The sequence below is a fragment of the Vibrio sp. SS-MA-C1-2 genome (genome assembly GCF_021513135.1).
Classification (GTDB): domain Bacteria; phylum Pseudomonadota; class Gammaproteobacteria; order Enterobacterales; family Vibrionaceae.
In genome coordinates this window covers 499,084-515,815 of sequence record NZ_CP090981.1, presented here as the reverse complement: position 1 = coordinate 515,815, position 16,732 = coordinate 499,084, and the positions used below count along the sequence as shown (strand labels likewise).

General features: G+C 38.4%; 18 protein-coding genes. 12 read left to right on the top strand and 6 right to left on the bottom strand.

Annotated elements, in window-relative coordinates:
• Positions 1-46 precede the first annotated feature (46 nt).
• From L0B53_RS06945 to L0B53_RS06935, 3 genes are all read right to left on the bottom strand, one after another.
• Entirely contained in the window at positions 47-1,072 is a 1,026-nt protein-coding gene (locus L0B53_RS06945; RefSeq protein WP_235061419.1) for a hypothetical protein, read from the bottom strand.
• Positions 1,073-1,151: 79 nt separating this feature from the next.
• Complete coding sequence (locus tag L0B53_RS06940; protein WP_235061418.1) at positions 1,152-1,982, bottom strand: Cof-type HAD-IIB family hydrolase; 831 nt, start codon at positions 1,980-1,982, stop codon at positions 1,152-1,154.
• Positions 1,983-2,096: 114 nt separating this feature from the next.
• Positions 2,097-3,071, bottom strand: coding sequence for an alpha/beta fold hydrolase (locus L0B53_RS06935; RefSeq protein WP_235061417.1), 975 nt, complete (start codon positions 3,069-3,071; stop codon positions 2,097-2,099).
• Between the two features lie 364 nt (positions 3,072-3,435).
• Here L0B53_RS06935 and L0B53_RS06930 point away from each other — a divergent pair, with 364 nt between their 5' ends.
• Both L0B53_RS06930 and L0B53_RS06925 read left to right on the top strand, forming a co-directional pair.
• Positions 3,436-3,798: a DUF4145 domain-containing protein gene (locus L0B53_RS06930; RefSeq protein WP_235061416.1), complete on the top strand. Its 363-nt coding sequence runs from the start codon at positions 3,436-3,438 to the stop codon at positions 3,796-3,798.
• A 909-nt stretch (positions 3,799-4,707) separates the two neighbouring features.
• The gene (locus tag L0B53_RS06925) at positions 4,708-4,953 is read left to right on the top strand and encodes a YecH family metal-binding protein (RefSeq protein ID WP_235061415.1); all 246 of its coding nucleotides are present in this window, start codon (positions 4,708-4,710) and stop codon (positions 4,951-4,953) included.
• A 97-nt stretch (positions 4,954-5,050) separates the two neighbouring features.
• Here L0B53_RS06925 and L0B53_RS06920 read toward each other — a convergent pair whose 3' ends face one another.
• Positions 5,051-5,335 (bottom strand): DUF1145 domain-containing protein, encoded by a 285-nt coding sequence (locus L0B53_RS06920; RefSeq protein ID WP_235061414.1) that lies wholly within the window; start codon positions 5,333-5,335, stop codon positions 5,051-5,053.
• Positions 5,336-5,893 carry a 16S rRNA (guanine(966)-N(2))-methyltransferase RsmD gene (gene rsmD, locus L0B53_RS06915; RefSeq protein ID WP_235061413.1) on the bottom strand — a complete coding sequence of 186 codons (558 nt, stop codon included), beginning with the start codon at positions 5,891-5,893 and terminating at the stop codon, positions 5,336-5,338.
• A 147-nt stretch (positions 5,894-6,040) separates the two neighbouring features.
• Here rsmD and ftsY point away from each other — a divergent pair, with 147 nt between their 5' ends.
• The 10 genes from ftsY to ubiA all read left to right on the top strand — a co-directional run bounded on the left by ftsY (position 6,041) and on the right by ubiA (position 15,927).
• Entirely contained in the window at positions 6,041-7,369 is a 1,329-nt protein-coding gene (ftsY, locus tag L0B53_RS06910) for a signal recognition particle-docking protein FtsY (protein WP_235061412.1), read from the top strand.
• Positions 7,370-7,371: 2 nt separating this feature from the next.
• Complete coding sequence (gene ftsE, locus L0B53_RS06905; protein ID WP_235061411.1) at positions 7,372-8,037, top strand: cell division ATP-binding protein FtsE; 666 nt, start codon at positions 7,372-7,374, stop codon at positions 8,035-8,037.
• Positions 8,030-8,965 (top strand): permease-like cell division protein FtsX, encoded by a 936-nt coding sequence (gene ftsX / locus L0B53_RS06900; protein ID WP_235061410.1) that lies wholly within the window; start codon positions 8,030-8,032, stop codon positions 8,963-8,965. Before ftsE ends, ftsX begins: the two co-directional genes overlap by 8 nt.
• A 237-nt stretch (positions 8,966-9,202) precedes the next feature.
• Positions 9,203-10,066 (top strand): RNA polymerase sigma factor RpoH, encoded by an 864-nt coding sequence (gene rpoH, locus L0B53_RS06895; RefSeq protein WP_235061409.1) that lies wholly within the window; start codon positions 9,203-9,205, stop codon positions 10,064-10,066.
• A 322-nt stretch (positions 10,067-10,388) separates the two neighbouring features.
• Entirely contained in the window at positions 10,389-10,715 is a 327-nt protein-coding gene (gene glpE / locus L0B53_RS06890) for a thiosulfate sulfurtransferase GlpE (protein WP_235061408.1), read from the top strand.
• Between the two features lie 3 nt (positions 10,716-10,718).
• Positions 10,719-11,561: a rhomboid family intramembrane serine protease GlpG gene (gene glpG, locus L0B53_RS06885; RefSeq protein ID WP_235061407.1), complete on the top strand. Its 843-nt coding sequence runs from the start codon at positions 10,719-10,721 to the stop codon at positions 11,559-11,561.
• Between the two features lie 30 nt (positions 11,562-11,591).
• Positions 11,592-12,353, top strand: a complete 762-nt coding sequence (locus tag L0B53_RS06880; RefSeq protein ID WP_235061406.1) for a DeoR/GlpR family transcriptional regulator — start codon at positions 11,592-11,594, stop codon at positions 12,351-12,353.
• A 504-nt stretch (positions 12,354-12,857) separates the two neighbouring features.
• The gene (glpD, locus tag L0B53_RS06875) at positions 12,858-14,360 is read left to right on the top strand and encodes a glycerol-3-phosphate dehydrogenase (protein WP_235061405.1); all 1,503 of its coding nucleotides are present in this window, start codon (positions 12,858-12,860) and stop codon (positions 14,358-14,360) included.
• 147 nt (positions 14,361-14,507) lie between these two features.
• Entirely contained in the window at positions 14,508-15,083 is a 576-nt protein-coding gene (locus L0B53_RS06870) for a chorismate lyase (protein WP_235061404.1), read from the top strand.
• On the top strand, positions 15,070-15,927 hold the full coding sequence (ubiA, locus tag L0B53_RS06865; protein ID WP_235061403.1) for a 4-hydroxybenzoate octaprenyltransferase: 858 nt from the start codon (positions 15,070-15,072) through the stop codon (positions 15,925-15,927). The genes L0B53_RS06870 and ubiA overlap by 14 nt, the downstream gene beginning before the upstream one ends.
• Positions 15,928-16,119: 192 nt before the next feature.
• Here ubiA and nfuA read toward each other — a convergent pair whose 3' ends face one another.
• Positions 16,120-16,704, bottom strand: coding sequence for a Fe-S biogenesis protein NfuA (nfuA, locus tag L0B53_RS06860; protein ID WP_409202821.1), 585 nt, complete (start codon positions 16,702-16,704; stop codon positions 16,120-16,122).
• Positions 16,705-16,732 lie beyond the last annotated feature (28 nt).

Here is a 16,732-nt window from a genome sequence, read left to right as displayed (position 1 = left end):
GTGTGGCATATTTTTAAGGTGATTTTAAGTTGATTTTTAAGGTGCTTTATTCCGGCGCAACCAATTGCAATCCACCATTGGCTATAGGGTATTGTTTGCCATTGATAGTTTCATGCAGCGTTGAAAGTGTTTTACCATTGATAGTAAATAAGCGTTCACTAACAAAATCTATATTACGGTAGCTAGTTGTTAGTAAAGAAATTTTATTGGTAGTTAACTGTTGCCAAACACCATGTTCAACCACTGATTGACTATTATCAGCATAGTTATAAGTGGTAACGGCAGTATGATCCGCTTTCAACTCTAGTGTGGTAAATACATTCTCTTTTTGCTGTGGATTTTGTTGTTGAAAATATTTACCTACCCATTTTTGGCTAAAATCTTGGTTACTTGGCATCGCACAACCAGCAAAGCGTTTATCATCGACGGTTACCACAGTTTGCCAGCGGTATTGATCGCCACTCATGGGATCAAAACAGGCTTTTGCATCTAGCTGAACGGTAAGATCATCTGCTTTGATTGTGATAGGCGTTAATGGCTCAACCCTGTTTAAATCTAATTTTTCTGATAATTCAAATGGTTGACTTTTTTCCCCTAATAATTTGAGGGAAAGCGTTTGTTGATTATCATTCACTAATGACCAAAACGGTTCATTACCAAAGGCTTTAAAGTTATGTAATGGACGCTGACAGCCACGATTCTCGCGGTTAGATAACCAGTTAAAGTGTTTAACGTTGATGGCAGCGACATAATGGTTATTTTTACTCGGTGTAAAGTCGCCAATGAGTTCGGTGTATATTTCTGGAGCTGAGCCCATTGTAGTATTGATTCGTTGGCGTAAGTGTTCTTGTTGAGCCTCTGTTAATTGCAAACCATAATGAGTGTCGCTATCACAAGGTTGAAAATAGGCCTGTAAGCTATCGATATGGATATGACCGCTTAATGTCAGGGGTATTGCTTGGTTAGATATGTGATTAGCTTGAGTTTGTTGCTGTTGATTTGAAGACGATGAACACCCCGCCAAGAGAAGAATAATCATCCCTAAGCTAACAGTCTGTGAAGTTGAAGCCACGTTTTTTCTCCTAAGTTAGGGATGGTTTAGTTCTGATTTATTACTTTTTTATCTTGGGGTTAGGCAAGGTTTTGAGTGATTAGTTCGATCTGTTTTTTTGTAATGGGATAAGCAGATTATCATTAAGATAGTGAGCGACCGCTTCTTCATTATTGGAACCGATCACTTCATGGTTTGGTAGCGTAGCTTTAACGCGATCTGAGGCTGTTCCCATAATCAACCCTTTACCAACTTCCTCCAACATCTCAATATCATTCATACCATCACCAAAAGCAATTATATCCTCGAGTGAAAGTTGTTCTAATTCACAAATACGTTGTAATGCAGCGCCTTTTGAAACACCCTCAGCCATAATTTCTAAGCATGATGGCATTGAGAATGTCAGTTGAATTCGTTGACCAAATAACTGTTCAATTTTCTCTTCCCATGGGATTAGATATTGGTCATCGAGATTCTCTTCAATCAGGAATACTTTTGCAATATTCTCGACGGGTGGATTGTTGATATCAAAAACTTCAGGGTTAAACCCAGAGGTATTATGGAAGTCTTCAAACTTATCAATCGTTCTGTTTATGTACCAGTGATGGCTTGAGTAGAGATGAATGGTGATATTTGGATCCGAACTGACAAGGTTAATCAGTTTTATAATAATCTCTGGATCAAGGTTTTTAGCATAGATCTCTTGGCCTTGTGGATCATGTATTCTTGCGCCATTAGAGGTCACCATGTAATTTGGAATTGCAATCTGCTGTTGATAACAGAGAACGTCAATATGGTGACGACCTGTCGCAAAGATAAAATCAATCTCTTGCTGATGGAGTTGTTGTAAAACCGATTGACTAAAAGGCGCAATTTTATGTTCTGACGTGAGTAATGTTCCGTCCATATCTGAAGCGACAACTTTGTACATATTAATTTTCATCCTTTGATTAATATTAAATATTCTTAAAGTGGCTAGATTTATAGTCGTAATGGTTGAATCTATTTTAACTACTAGCCACTCCAATTATTTTAGGAATCTTGATTATGGCGTTATTTTTTGTTGTTCTAAAAACGTTAAGATAGCCTCTACTGCAGGAATTCGGTACTTATCTGCTTCTATTAAAAGTTCATGTTTGGCTTCTGGAATAACCTTAAGCTCACATTGACCTTGAGCGGCATTGATATTTTTTTGGAATTGCTTTTGAGCTAAATTATCAACAATTTGATCACCGCCAGCTTGTAGTAGTAATAGAGGGGTTTTTATCTGCTTTGCTGAGTTCAGGCAACTTTTTCCTGCTTCTATTCCTTGCCATATCCATCGGAAACTTGGTCCACCTAAGCGTGTGTTAGGGTATTGATCATAGAGGTCTAACATCCACTGATAACGAGTTTGGCTATGAGTTAGCTGGTTTTCTGAAAATGGTTTCTTGTGGTAACCCTGCTGACCAAAGGCGTACGTTGGTTGGATATAGTTAGCGAGTGTTTTGCTTAATAGCTCAACCCCTAGAGAAGTAAAAGGAGGTAATTTTATGCCATGCATCGGAGAACAAAGAGCTGCAGCATCAATTAATGTTGGGTATTTTGCCATTAATAGAGAAGAGACAGCGCCACCCATTGAGTGTGCAATAATAAAATGTTGCTGATATTTTTTGGGTAAGATAATCTCGTCAAAAAATTTTCTTAGATCTTCAACATAATTATCAAATTGTTCGACATGCCCTAATTCACTATTCTGATCTAAACGCTCAGAGAGACCTTGTCCACGATGATCTAAGCTGAAAACATCATAACCTGCACTCGTTAACTCATAGGCTAACTCTTGATATTTTTCCGTTGTTTCCACTCTACCATTAACGATAATAACCGCTTGTTGGTTATTAAAACCGGTTAAGCTCATCCAAGATATTTTTTTACTTTCAATACCGTGAAATATTCCGGTTTGGCGTTGGTTCCAGCAGGTTGCAATGGTGGTGTTTATCGTTTGCTGAAAGCTCTCTTCTTTAGATAGTTGGGTCATAATATCACTTCATCGTTTTTTGTTGAGCAGAGCGTGGCTCTAAACATGATTATATCTACCGTATATACCTTTCATACTTGAAGCTGCTAGGTTGTTGGCTACGCTTTTCACCTCAATCATATCGTGCATCTATACTCATGATCTTTGACTAACTTGCCACCTACTAGCAATTCCAATTACTTTAGGTATATACAGGATATCATGAGATAAAAACGATACTTAAGTTAAAAAAAGAATATTTTCATTTTTCTTTTTTGAGACAGCAAGAAGAGTAACAAAAATAAATATGCTCTACTCTGTTTAAAAGTGCGATAAATAACGTTATTTTTAATAAGTTATATCAAACAACACTGAAGGAGATTGGATGGCTGAAATAGAGATGGTTGTGACGAAAACGCGTCATTTAGAATTTTTATTGAAAGAGCATTACCATGCAAAAGGAAAAGGGTTACATCAGTTAATTAACAGTTGTGAAAAAAGGTTACCCCATGATGTTATTGGTAAATTACGCTTTATTGCGAGTGTCAGAAATAAAGTTGTTCACCAAGATGGCTATCAATTAGACAATAGAAAGCAATTTATAGCAGCTTGTGATTATTGTGAAAATATTTTAACACCAAGAGCTGAACGATTAATCTGGCGAGTGGTGTTTTGGTTAGTTGTTAGCCTCTCTTTGGTTGGACTTTGGTTCTATATTCAGCATTGGCACTTGATTAGTTTTAGTTAGCGATAAACTTATATTTTCCTTCAGAAACAAAAAAAGACGCTGAAATAGCGTCTTTTTTTGTATTTATTGGGTGAGATTTAGTAAATCATTGGCAACGTCATTAGGCCAAATACTACTGCTATCATCATTAATCCCTGTTTTTGTGATGAACTCATCATAACGTTGCTCCTTTGTTAAACATCATCGCTTGACAAGTAGAATAGCACTGTTTTTGGCTATTACGCAAGTCTAGAACGAGAAAAATAGCAAAAAAAACATTTATATGGCCTTTTTTTACTGTTCTATGACATAGTTTACTTCTTGTTTTATTTTTTCCCATCGGGTATGCAAGTGTTCCCAATGGGTTTTACCTGATAAGTTGTTGTTTATAATCGATTTAAATCATTATCTCTCTTCATTTTATGTTTTATTTTTGTTAATAAAATATTTTAATATTATTTTTGCCTTTTTGGTCTTTTATTTGTTGTTTGAATTGGTTTTATAGCTTTTTTTGTTGTGACTTTTGCCTTAACTTATTGAGAATGAACAAAAAAACATCATAAGATAGTGATTTCTGATAGGGAAATTGTATTTTTTCTTTGATAAAGCGTGACAATAAGTTTACATGATCTTGTTTTTATTGTTATTTATCAGGGTGTTGGTGGTTTTTTAAGTTCGATATTTCGTTGATAGTTATTTTTATGTCAATTTCTTCTATTTAGAGGGCTGGGCTTAAACTAAACTGGTTTTTATGACCTAGCATGACTATTTGGGTCTGATTTTCTGTTTATGTTTCTCTTTGTTGATATTATTGCGGTATTTGATTATTCATTGATCTAGAAAATCAAACAGTTAAAAATTGTGATTGCTGAACTGAGTGAACAGGCGAATAATAGAGAGAGCCTACTGAACTTTATAAGGATAGATATAATGACAACGAAACTTCATGGCCATATTGTTTTAAATACATTGATTGATGCGAAAGAGCCTTTAACACTAGCGGCGCTGCAAGCTAAAATGATAAGTGAGCATGGTGAGAATTTAGAGTTCCATACCTGTAGCCAGCAAGGGTTATCTTTAGAGGCATTAATTGAGTTCTTTATTGGTAAAGGCAAAGTAACAAAGGATGGTGAGTTGCTGCTATCTGATCCCAATCGTATTTGTCATCACAATTAATCACCATCATCAATTATTTTGGTCGCATCTGAGATCATCAAAAAAAGAGGTCATTATCATAAGATAACGACCTCTTTTCTTTTTGAATTGATTTTATCTATTTGTGATCTTCAGAGAGATATTTTTTCTTAATATCCAGCAGTGCAAATGTGCCCATTAAGACCACCGAAATATTTTCAATCACGGATAATTTTTGATTTTTAGACTTTACCGCCATGTCGATCACCCAAAGCTGCAAAAGGTGAATAAAGAGTAAAAATATCAGCATAGCGTTAAAAGCGATACTCGCGACACCTGGCATTGGATTGAAAATATTAATCCCTCCCATCACCCAAACCGCTAACATACATGCCTTGGCAAACCAGTTAAATATCATCGCCATTTACAGTTCCTCTTTTTGATAGAGACGAAAAGCGACCTGTCCTGCGCTCTTTTCTCGATAACAATGCCAACTTGGTGGCGTAATAATTTCCCCTAACTCTTTTTCTGCTTCAATATAAATCAGGGTATCTTGGGATAAATAGTGATTCTTCTCTAATAATTCGATAACCTGATCAAGGAGATCCTTTCGAAATGGAGGATCAATAAATATAATGTCATAAGGGTTTGAGCAAGGTTGGCTCAGTAACGCTAGTGTATCTGTATGAATAATCTCTGCAGCCGTTGATTTTAACGCTGCAGCGTTACTACGAAGTTGATTCGCTGCTTGTTTATCTTTTTCAATAAAGGTAACTGAATCAGCAAAACGAGAAAGCGCCTCAAATCCAAGACCGCCGCTACCGGCAAAGAGATCTAAACAGCGAGCACCACGAATATCTGGGGCTAACCAGTTAAATAGTGTCTCTTTTACTCTATCGGTAGTTGGTCTTAACCCTTGCGCATCGTGGACCGGGAGTTTTCTTCCTCTCCATTGACCGCTAATGATACGAATTTGACCCATAGGACCTGCTTTTTTCCCCTTTATTTGTATTTTTGGGGCAGAAAATGTACGAGGTTTTGTCATAAAATATTTAGACCGTCTAGAAAATGGTAGTATAAGCCAGTTTTTATATACTTAATTGTACCAATCAAGCGTTAGGATTTGCTAATGGCAGACAAAAAGAAACAAGGTTTATTTTCATGGTTAGGTTTTGGCCATGAAAAATATGATGAAGATGAAAAACAAGTAGATGCTTCAGAGCAACTCCCTGTAGACAGTGATGAAGAGTCATCAAAGACGGAAGAAAACAGTGATACAGCAAGTAATAACCTTGTTGACACTTCAATGGCTGATGCTAAAACTGTAGAGCCAGAGCCAGAGCCAGAGCCAGAGCCAGAGCCAGAGCCAGAGCCAGAGCCAGAGCCAGAGCCAGAGCCAGAGCCAGAGCCAGAGCCAGAGCCAGAGCCAGAGCCAGAGCCAGATAATGTTGCCGCAGATAACGACAATATGCAACCTGAACAAGAGATTGAAGTTCCGGTTGTGGCTGCGATAAAAGAGCAAGAAAAACCAGAGCGAGGAGGCTTCTTTGCTAGATTAAAGCGTGGCTTACAGAAAACAAAGCTCAATATTGGGTCTGGGTTTTTTGGCTTATTTAGTGGAAAAAAAATTGATGATGATCTGTTTGAAGAGCTAGAAGAGCAACTGTTAATCGCCGATGTAGGGATGAATACCACCGTTAAAGTGATTGATAGCCTAACGGAAAAAGCCAATAAAAAGCAGCTTAAAGATGGTGAAGCTCTGTACGACCTTCTTAAAGAAGAGTTAGCCGAGATCTTAAGTACTGTGGAACAGCCATTAGTTATCGATGCAGATAAAAAGCCTTACGTTATTTTAATGGTTGGGGTTAATGGTGTTGGTAAAACCACCACGATAGGTAAATTAGCAAAGCAGTTCCAAAGTGAAGGAAAGTCCGTCATGTTAGCCGCAGGGGATACGTTCCGTGCCGCGGCAGTTGAGCAGCTTCAAGTATGGGGGCAACGTAATGAGATCCCAGTTATCGCTCAACATACGGGTGCTGATAGTGCATCAGTTATCTTTGATGCAATTGAAGCAGCAAAAGCCCGTAAGGTGGATGTGATAATTGCGGATACTGCGGGTCGTCTACAAAATAAGAGCAATTTAATGGAAGAGTTGCGTAAAATTGTTCGTGTAATGCAAAAAAGCGGTATTAATGCACCTCATGAGGTGATGTTAACCATTGATGCAGGAACGGGACAGAATGCAATTAGTCAGACTCAACTTTTCAACGATGTTGCTCCACTTACGGGAATTACCTTAACCAAATTAGACGGAACGGCAAAAGGTGGAGTTATTTTTGCATTAGCTGATCAATTCTCGATTCCTATTCGCTATATTGGTATAGGTGAGGGTATTGAGGATCTACGTCCATTTAATGCCGATGACTTTATTGACGCACTATTTAGTGACGAGGACTAAGGATGATTAAGTTTCAACAAGTGAGCAAAGCCTACCGAGGTGGCGCAACGGCACTACAAAGAGTTAACTTCCATTTAGCGAAAGGGGAGATGGCTTTTTTGACCGGTCACTCAGGTGCCGGTAAAAGTACTTTGTTGAAACTTATCTGTGCGATTGAACGACCAAGTGATGGCTCGGTGATGTTCAATGGTCATGATATTTCTCGAATTCCGAGCAAAGAGATCCCATTTTTGCGTCGTCATATTGGGATCATCTTTCAAGATCATAAGTTACTGATGAATCAGTCGGTTTATGACAATGTCGCGCTTCCTCTTCGGGTCGAAGGGAGTGATGAAGGTGAAGTGAAAAAGCGAGTCAGTGCAGCTTTAGATAAAGTGGGTCTATTGGATAAAGCGCTCTGTTTGCCGATTCAGCTTTCTGGTGGCGAGCAACAACGGGTAGGAATTGCCAGAGCCGTTGTTAATAAACCGTTGGTTCTGATTGCAGATGAGCCGACAGGAAATCTCGATGCCGAGCTATCACAACAGGTACTGACTTTATTTGAAGAATTTAATCGAGTTGGAGTGACTGTTTTGTTGGCAACTCACGATACTTCTCTTCTTAATAGTCGTAACTATCGTCGATTAGATTTGCAACAGGGACATCTTTTTGAGGTGAATAATGGGTAAATCACGGACTCAATCGATAGGATATTTTAGTCAACACTTCAAACATGCAAAGCAGTCATTAAAAGCGCTATTTCATCGCCCTTTAGGGAATATCTTAACGATTTCGGTGATTGCTTTATCTATTGCATTGCCAGCAACATTTTATCTATTGGCAAAGAATATTAATTTTATTGCTGATCAGTGGCAGACTCCAACTCAAGTGACGGTTTATCTCGATAATGACCTCTCCTCTCAAACGGAAAACCAGCTTAAGCAACAAGTTGAATTGTGGCCAGAGGTTAACAGTTTGCGTTATGTGTCGCCTGACGAAGGGTTAAATGAGTTTCGAACTCAGGCGGGTTTTGAACAAGCCTTGTTTCTATTAAAAGATAATCCATTACCTGCAGTTTTTATCATTACTCCTTCTGTTGAGTGGCAAGATAGCAGCAATGCCAAGCAATTAGTGGCAAAACTTGCTGATCTACGTGGTGTTAATGAGGTTAGACTCGATAGTGATTGGCTACAGAGACTAGAAGCGATTCAAAAATTAGTGACTGACCTTGCGATTGTTTTTGGATCTCTAATGGTAGTGTCACTCTTTCTAATCATCGGTAACACCTTGAGGCTGCAAGTACTTAATCATCGAGATGAAATCCAAGTGATGAAGCTGGTGGGAGCTACTGATAATTATATTCAACGTCCCTATCTCTATACGGGTGTTTGGTATGGTGTCCTGGGTGTTGTTATCGCCAATGGAATTATTCTAGGAATTTCGTTGGTGCTAGAAAGTGCGGTGTCTCGATTAGCCTCTCTCTATAATAATGCGTTTACTTTAATTGGATTTACTGTTGATGAGGCACTTATTTTACTGTTATTGGTGTTATTTATCAGCTGGTTTGCGGCTAAAATGGCATCATCTCGTCATTTGAAAGAGATTGAACCTGTTTAATTTTTGTTGGTCGGCGTGTCTTCTTGAGTCAATAGAGGGATAGTGCGGCCATCAAAAAATAAGGTTTTTGCTCTATAATTAATGATAGATCGTCAGTTATTTGGGCTGCAGAGCTAACATTTTTATACAATTTACTTGCAACTCTACTTTTTTTGCGTAAATTGTTGCGGCTAAAATTGAAATGTCTTGAAAGAATATTTCGGTATGGATCTTATTTTTGTTTAGATTGAGGTTTGGATGAGTAATGATATGTACTCAATGACTCTGGTTCCTACTAATGGTGTTGATAGTTATATTCGCTCGGTCAATGAGTTCGATATGCTAAGTGCTGAAGAGGAGAAAGAGTACGCAGAACGCCTGTTTTATCAGGGGGATATTGAAGGGGCAAAACGCTTAATTTTGTCACATCTGCGTTTTGTCGTGCATATTGCCCGTGGTTATACTGGTTATGGGTTACCGCTTGCTGATCTGATTCAAGAAGGAAATATCGGCTTGATGAAAGCGGTTAAGCGATTTAATCCAGAAGTGGGTGTCCGTTTAGTTTCATTTGCCGTTCATTGGATAAAAGCAGAGATTCATGAGTACGTCCTTAAAAACTGGCGTATTGTCAAAGTTGCCACCACCAAAGCACAGCGTAAATTATTCTTTAATCTACGTAAGTCGAAGAAACGTCTGGGCTGGTTCAGTAATGATGAAGTCGACATGGTTGCGGAACAGCTTGGTGTTAGCGTCAATGATGTTAAAGAGATGGAATCACGAATGTCAGCACAAGATCCGGTATTTGATCTGCCGACTGATGATGATGACCAAGAGAATGTTAGTGCACCGGTTCTTTTTCTTGAAGATAAAACCTCTGATTTAGCGACAACCATTGAAGATGAAAATTGGGATGACCATGCAACGAATCGACTCAGTCATGCAATCTCATCTTTAGATGAAAGAAGCCAATTTATTATCCGTTCACGTTGGTTAGCCGATGGTGAAAAAACAACGTTGCAAGAGTTAGCGGATAAGTTTGGTGTTTCAGCCGAACGTATTCGCCAGCTAGAAAAGAATGCAATGAAAAAGCTGAAGTTAACCATTGGTGACATCGAATCGTAATCTTTTCATCTTTAATTTAACTCAGAGCTTGAGGATGAAAGATGTTAAAAAATGATTTTGATTGGTGATAAATAGACTGTATTTTACATTGAGTCTAAAGATAACCAGCATTTATGCTGGTTTTTTATTATCTATGATAATTGATCATAATGGAGTTATTACCAAAAAAAAGATCCTTATCCACAGGATATGCATAGATCCTTACTATATATGGTGGATCCTAATTAAGGATCATCGCTTATTAACGCAATTCACAGATTTTTCCACAGCTGGCTAATAAGTGTACAGTTGTTGGATCGAGTTAAAATAGGAGAAAAATAATATGGATCAATTTGAGCATATTTCAGCTGAAGATGCAGTGAAATTACTAAAAGAGAGTGAGCTTGGCGCTGTTCTTGTCGATATTCGAGATCCAAATAGCTTTAAAGCTGGTCATCCAGAATCGGCTTTCCATTTAACCAATGAAACGATGATCGACTTCATCAATGAAGTGGACTTTGAACAACCGGTGATTGTGATGTGTTATCATGGTCATAGCAGCCAAGGCGCAGCTCAGTATTTGATTAACCAAGGGTATGAAACCGTTTATAGCCTTGATGGTGGTTTTGAAGCTTGGCGTCGCGGATACCCTTTTGTCACTTCGGAGTAAGCTATGCAACGTATCATTGTGTTAAATAATCCTCGAATCGCTCAAGCATTTATTGATTACATGGCCTCTCGCGGCATAAAACTCGATATGGCAGCTGAAAGTGAAGGGATTGCCATTTGGCTCAGTGATGATCAATATCTTGTCGAAGTTAAAGCAGAATTAGAACAGTTTCTCGCTAAACCTTACGATAAAAAGTATCAAGCCGCTTCTTGGGATCTTGCTGAGTCCCGTACTGCAAAATTTAATTATGGTGATCAAAAGTTAACAAAAATGGTCACCAGCCAAGCTGGACCTTTTACGATCTTTATCTTGATAGCGGCTTTTGGGATCTATGGATTATGGTGGTTAGGGTTTGCAGATCCGATTTTTTCAGCCCTACATTTTCCTTCACTTGCAGAGCAAAAATGGCAAGTGTGGCGTCTGTTTACCCATTCTCTTCTCCACTTCTCTTTAATGCATATTGTGTTTAATGGATTATGGTGGTGGTTCTTAGGTGGGAAGATTGAACAGCAGTTAGGTAGCAGTAAACTGATTCAACTCTTTTTACTCTCCTCTTTAATTTCAGGCTTTGCGCAATATTGGATTAGTGGTGTGAATTTTGGTGGCTTATCTGGTGTTGTGTATGCATTAATGGGATATATGTGGTTATTAGGAAAGAGAGCACCAGAACGTGGGATTTTTCTTCCTAATGCCTATGCTGGATTTATGCTATTTTGGCTAGTCTTTGGTTTTATGCAGCCATTAGATTACTCTTTCGCAAATATGGCGCATCTTGGTGGGCTAGTTACTGGTTGTTTAATCGCATTATTTGATAGTGTGCGTCATCAAAAAAATAAAATTAACTAAGCATTTAGATTACTCGGAAGGCAAGTTTAAATGAAACAGAATAAGCGTCATCAAGAAATTATTGACCTGGTTAAAAGTCATGGTTATGTGAATACAGAAAGCTTGGTGGAACACTTTCAAGTTAGTCCACAAACGATTCGTCGCGATCTTAATGAGCTGGCTGAAGATAACTTAATTCGTCGTCATCATGGTGGCGCGACGCTTCCCTCTAGTTCGGTTAATACCTCTTATCATGACCGAAAAGGAATGCAGTTAGCTGAAAAAGATAATATTGCTCAATCGATGGCGAGTTATATTCCTGATGGAGCAACACTATTTATTGATATTGGTACAACGCCAGAAGCCGTTGCTAGGGCACTGCTTGATCATAAAGGACTGCGTGTCGTCACCAATAACCTAAATGTTGCCAATATTCTTTCTAGTAAAGATGATTTTAAAGTGATTGTTGCTGGTGGGGAAGTGAGAAATAAAGACGGTGGTATTTTTGGAGAAGCAACCTTAGATTTTATCTCTCAATTCCGTTTGGATTTTGGTGTACTTGGTATTAGTGGTATTGATTTTGATGGCTCACTGCTAGATTTTGATTATCATGAAGTTCGCATTAAACAAGCTATTATTGAAAACAGTCGTTGTGTCATGTTAGGTGTTGATCATACTAAATTTGGTCGAAATGCAATGGTAAATTTAGGCTCTATAACTGAATTAGATATGTTATTTACTGATAATGAACTACCTGAGTCATTAGCCAGTATCGTCGATGACAGTGATATGAAGTTAGTGATTGTTAATTAAATATTGGGCTAACATTTTAGATATTCAATATCGATTGTTGGCTCTATTTGTTCGTCCAATCATATATCCCCTTCTTACTTGAAGCTGCTAGGTTGTTGACAGCATTCATTCGCCCCAATCATATAGAACATTTATACTCATGGGATCTCATTCACTTGTCGCCTACTAGCAACTCCAATTACTTTGGGTATAGTGCATCTATACTTATGGGGGACTCATTCACTTGTCGCCTACTAGCCACTCTAATTATTTTAAGTTTATTCCTTTATTCTTTTCTATTTATTTAATCTTTTCTCGCCAATTTTTATTATTGAATAAATTAGGTTCAATATTTCCTATCAAACGGGGATAAACCTTATTACGAGTAAATCTATTCACTACAATGCATACTGCGTCACAATAAATTCACATAATTTAGTTGAAAAAAGATGTTATTTTCGAAATCATCAGCTATTATGTTCGTTATAACGCTTTTATTGAGCATTCGAACATTTTTCTGGTGGAATGATGGAACAAAATAACATCTTAGATTTGATTATTGTTGGTGGTGGTATTAACGGTGCAGGTATTGCTGCTGATGCTGCTGGTCGTGGTTTGAGTGTTGGTATCTATGATGCGAATGACTTTGCAAGCGCGACTTCATCGGCAAGTTCAAAGCTTATTCATGGTGGTCTGCGTTATTTAGAGCATTATGAGTTCCGTTTAGTCGGTGAAGCATTGGCTGAGCGCGAAGTGTTATTAAAAAAAGCACCTCATATTGCCCACCCGTTACGTTTCCGTCTTCCACACCAGTCTCATCTTCGTCCTGCATGGATGATTCGTGCCGGTCTTTTTCTTTATGATAATTTAGCAAAACGTGCAAGCTTACCTTCAAGTAAAGGGTTACGTTTCGGTGCTGAGTCTGTATTAAAGCCTGAAATTGTTAAAGGGTTTGAGTATTCAGATTGTTGGGTTGATGATGCACGTTTAGTGATCTTAAATCTGATTAGCTGTGCGGAGCAAGGTGCTGAAGTTCGTAACTATTGTAAAGTCGAAGATGCCGTACAAAAAGAAGGTATCTGGCATGTAACGATTAAGGATCAACGTACGGGTAAGGTTTTTGTTCGTCAATCTAAAGCATTGGTTAACGCTGCCGGCCCTTGGGTTAAAGAATTCTTTGATAGTTCACTTGAATTAGAATCGCCGCGTAATATTCGTTTAGTCAAAGGTTCGCACATTGTAGTTCCAAAAGTCCATGCTGAACCCCAAGCTTATATTCTGCAAAATGCGGATAATCGTATTGTTTTTGTTATTCCTTATATGGATAAGTTCTCGATTATTGGTACAACCGATGTCGAGTATAAAGGTGACCCAAGAGAGGTTACTATTGATGATCAAGAGCAAGCATATTTATTAGACATTTATAATCAGTACTTTAAGAAACAGTTACAACTTTCTGATATTGTTTGGAATTACAGTGGTGTTCGTCCGTTGTGTGATGATGAATCAAGTTCAGCACAAGCAGTTACCCGTGATTATACCTTAGAGTTAGATGAGAGCGGTGCACCTATTCTGTCTATTTTTGGTGGCAAGCTAACTACTTATCGAAAACTTGCGGAATCTGCGATGAAGAAGCTTGCGCCTCATTTCCCAGAAATGGGACAACCTTGGACTGCTGAAAAACCGCTTCCAGGTGGAGACTTTACAAGTTCTCGAGGTCAGTTGATTCTAGATGTGGTCAATAAATGTTCTTGGATTTCCTCCTCAATGGCCACTCGATTGGTCACAAATTACGGTAGCCGTGTTTGGGATATTGTTTCTGAGCAAGTTAGTGAGATGGGTCGTCCATTCAGCGAACACTGTTTTAGTCGTGAAATTGATTACCTTATTGATTCTGAATTTGTCACTTGTGGTGATGATTTATTGTGGCGTCGCAGCAAGTTAGGTCTCTATTTAACAGAGCAAGAGATTGCTGAAGTTAATCGTTATATCGACGAAAGAGTCAATGCACTGCAACTTGCCAGCTAATTAAAGAATCAAAATTTTTATTTAATTGTGGAGAATAAGATAATCGATGATTTTCTTATTCTCCAAGCTTGATACAATAGATAGCAGTTATGTGGCTAGTTTTAACAACTAGTGACAATTTTCGTTGCTAGAGATTGTATTGTTACCATGAATAGAACCAAATTATTAAACTTTGAGCACTTAGAACAAGCACTTTGGTGTTCAGCTCAAGATAGCTCTATTGAGTCTGCAATACTCTCCGATTGGTTATTAGACTCGACCTCCCTTTCTCTTCGTTTACAAAAGCACTGTCAACATTTAGATGTTAAAGTTATCAATCAACAATCTGTTGAGCATCTTGCACCTAATGATCAGGCTTGGCTCGGAAATGTCAGTTGTCTTGTACGAGAAGTGGTGATTTCTGGTGATAAAAAGCCTTGGGTCATTGCTCGAACATTAATTCCCCACGCAACTCTCACCAATGATGAACAAGATATTTTGGACTTAGGTGATAATTTATTGGGATTGAGAATATTTTCTCATAGTACTGCTCGTCGAGATGAGATTGAAGTTGCTACGATCCTCCCAGACCCTACCTCGAATAAAAAATTGTGGGCTCGTCGCTCAAGATTATGGATTAATAATAAACCCATGTTAGTGGCGGAACTCTTTTTACCTCATGCACCGATTTACGAAAAGGATAATCAACAAATGGGACAGGAGATAATGAATGGTCATGACTAAAGCGAGAGCTTATTTACAATTGACCAGAATGGATCGACCTATTGGTAGTCTTTTACTACTTTGGCCGACACTATGGGCACTGTTTTTAGCGGCTGGAGAGCACCCAGATTGGAAAAATGTCATTATTTTCACTCTTGGCGTCATTGTCATGCGCTCGGCTGGATGTGTGATTAATGATTATGCTGACCGTAATTTTGATGGTCATGTAAAACGAACCGCTCAAAGACCTATTCCCTCTGGATTGGTTTCACCGAAAGAGGCACTACTGCTATTTTTCGCTTTAGTTGTCTTAGCGTTTGTATTGGTTTTACAATTGAATACGTTAACTATCTATCTTTCAGTGATTGCGCTGGGATTAGCGTTTTGTTATCCCTTTATGAAGCGCATTACTCATATGCCGCAATTAGTGTTAGGTTTGGCGTTTGGCTGGTCGATTCCGATGGCATTTGCTGCTGAAGCGAATTCATTACCGCCTGTTGCATGGCTTTTGCTGTTAGCGAATGTGTTGTGGACGATTGCTTATGACACGTTATATGCGATGGTCGATCGTGATGATGACCTAAAAATAGGGATTAAATCAACGGCAATCCTTTTTGGTCGCAGAGATAAAATGGTCGTCGGTATTTTACAGTTTTTAACGTTAATTATCTTAGTGTTAATTGGTTATATGATGGCACTGGGTACCTTCTATTACTGGACATTGTTAATTGCTGCTGGGTTATTTGTATATCAACAGATGTTGATTCAGCGTAGAGAACGAAATGCTTGTTTCCGTGCCTTTTTAAATAATAATTATGTAGGTATGGTGATATTTATCGGTATATCGGTTTGTGCCCTCTTTTAATTTTTTACTCTTCCTGCTTGGAGTGATTAGGCTAGATTTATAACAGTCACGGCTACAATGATTTTGAGTATCGGTTGTCAATATTCGATAAAAAAGAGCCCAGATTATCGTAATAAGTCACTACGATAATCTGGGCTCTTTAGTCATTAATCTTTAGTATTTAAGCTTAATTTAGTTCAGCTTAACTAAATCTTAATAATATGAGTGTTCGCCAGCAGTATGCTCAGTTGCATCTTTAACTGCAGTTAACTCACCTTCAAACTGAACAAGAAGTTCTTTTTCGATACCTTCTTTAAGCGTCACATCAACCATTGAACAACCATTACAGCCGCCGCCAAATTGAAGAAGAGCAATACCATCTTCAGTAATTTGAACAAGGTTTACATGGCCACCATGACCAGCTAGTTGAGGGTTCACTTGAGTTTGGATAGCGTAATCAACACGCTCCATTAACGTTGCATCATCACCTAACTTACGCATTTTTGCATTCGGTGCTTTTAGCGTTAGCTGAGAGCCCATTTTGTCAGTCACAAAATCGATTTCTGCATCATCAAGGAAAGGTAGGCTCTGCTCATCAACAAAAGCGATAAGGCTATCAAACTCAAGTTTAGTATCCGTTGCTTCTACCGCTTCTGGTGGGCAGTAAGATACACCACATTCTGCGTTTGGCGTGCCTGGGTTTACAACGAAAACACGAATATTCGTCCCTTCAGGTTGCTGTTCAAGAAGTTTAGCGAAGTGCGTTTGAGCACTGTCAGTGATAATAATCTGAGACACAATGATATACCTGAGTTATTTAGTGGGT

Bases quoted from the DNA above. Each gene is read 5' to 3' on its own strand.
- L0B53_RS06940 (WP_235061418.1), bottom strand. From the start codon at position 1,982: ATGTACAAAGTTGTCGCTTCAGATATGGACGGAACATTACTCACGTCA.
- L0B53_RS06935 (WP_235061417.1), bottom strand. From the start codon at position 3,071: ATGACCCAACTATCTAAAGAAGAGAGCTTTCAGCAAACGATAAACACC.
- L0B53_RS06930 (WP_235061416.1), top strand. From the start codon at position 3,436: ATGGCTGAAATAGAGATGGTTGTGACGAAAACGCGTCATTTAGAATTT.
- L0B53_RS06925 (WP_235061415.1), top strand. From the start codon at position 4,708: ATGACAACGAAACTTCATGGCCATATTGTTTTAAATACATTGATTGAT.
- L0B53_RS06920 (WP_235061414.1), bottom strand. From the start codon at position 5,335: ATGGCGATGATATTTAACTGGTTTGCCAAGGCATGTATGTTAGCGGTT.
- rsmD (WP_235061413.1), bottom strand. From the start codon at position 5,893: ATGGGTCAAATTCGTATCATTAGCGGTCAATGGAGAGGAAGAAAACTC.
- ftsY (WP_235061412.1), top strand. From the start codon at position 6,041: ATGGCAGACAAAAAGAAACAAGGTTTATTTTCATGGTTAGGTTTTGGC.
- ftsE (WP_235061411.1), top strand. From the start codon at position 7,372: ATGATTAAGTTTCAACAAGTGAGCAAAGCCTACCGAGGTGGCGCAACG.
- ftsX (WP_235061410.1), top strand. From the start codon at position 8,030: ATGGGTAAATCACGGACTCAATCGATAGGATATTTTAGTCAACACTTC.
- rpoH (WP_235061409.1), top strand. From the start codon at position 9,203: ATGAGTAATGATATGTACTCAATGACTCTGGTTCCTACTAATGGTGTT.
- glpE (WP_235061408.1), top strand. From the start codon at position 10,389: ATGGATCAATTTGAGCATATTTCAGCTGAAGATGCAGTGAAATTACTA.
- glpG (WP_235061407.1), top strand. From the start codon at position 10,719: ATGCAACGTATCATTGTGTTAAATAATCCTCGAATCGCTCAAGCATTT.
- L0B53_RS06880 (WP_235061406.1), top strand. From the start codon at position 11,592: ATGAAACAGAATAAGCGTCATCAAGAAATTATTGACCTGGTTAAAAGT.
- glpD (WP_235061405.1), top strand. From the start codon at position 12,858: ATGATGGAACAAAATAACATCTTAGATTTGATTATTGTTGGTGGTGGT.
- L0B53_RS06870 (WP_235061404.1), top strand. From the start codon at position 14,508: ATGAATAGAACCAAATTATTAAACTTTGAGCACTTAGAACAAGCACTT.
- ubiA (WP_235061403.1), top strand. From the start codon at position 15,070: ATGGTCATGACTAAAGCGAGAGCTTATTTACAATTGACCAGAATGGAT.